This is a genomic window from Streptomyces diacarni (genome assembly GCF_003323715.1).
In the GTDB taxonomy this organism is placed as follows: Bacteria; Actinomycetota; Actinomycetes; order Streptomycetales; family Streptomycetaceae; genus Streptomyces; species Streptomyces diacarni.
On record NZ_QOIN01000011.1, the window covers coordinates 1 to 747 of the forward strand.

The window sequence follows — 747 nt, forward strand, 5'->3', positions numbered from 1 at the left end:
GTGGTGCGTGTGTGGTGTCGGCTGTTGGGGCCTTCTGCTCAGTAGGCGGAGTCGACGTTGTCCATGGTGCCGTAGCGGTCGGCGGCGTAGTTGCAGGCGGCGACGATGTTGGCGACGGGGTCGGTGAGCTTATCGGGGGTGCCCTTGACGTGGTACTGGTCGAAGGTGGGCTGGATCACCTGGAGCAGGCCCCTGGAAGGGGTGCCCTTCTGGGCGTTGACGTCCCAGTCGTTGACGGCGTTGGGGTCGCCGGCGGACTCGCGGATGATGTTGCGCTTGATGCTGTCGTAGGAGCCGGGGATGTCGTGCTTGTCCATGATGGCCTTGGCCTCACGGATCCAGCCGTCCAGGTTGTCGGGGTAGGACTTGCCGTCCTTGCCCTTGTCCTCGGCCTTGTCGTCCTTCTTCTCCGCCTTGTCGTCGGCCTTCTTGTCCGCCTTCTTGTCGTCCTTGTCGGCGGCGGCCTGGGTGGCGTGGGCGGCGGGCTTGGTCTGGGGCGGGTGGTGGCGGCGTGGGCGGTGCCGCCCAGTGCGGTGGTGGCGATGCCGGCGGCACCCAGGACGGTCAGGCCGGTGGTCAGCTTGGTGTTGCGCAGAGCAGTACGCATGCGAGCGGGATGCCTTTCGAAGGGGGACACATCCGGCCGCGCTCCCGGGGCTCGGTGCCCGGTCTCGTCGCGACCTGGGCCCACCCTGCGGACCGGCTCCCCGCCCCGACAACTATGTGACGTACTATCCCGCTTCGTCC

The 747-nt window shown here is 67.7% G+C and carries 1 protein-coding gene; it reads right to left on the reverse strand.

Annotation, left to right across the window (positions count from 1 at the left end):
* Positions 1-38: 38 nt before the first annotated feature.
* On the reverse strand, positions 39-719 hold the full coding sequence (locus DTL70_RS00060; protein WP_425470290.1) for a transglycosylase SLT domain-containing protein: 681 nt from the start codon (positions 717-719) through the stop codon (positions 39-41).
* Positions 720-747 lie beyond the last annotated feature (28 nt).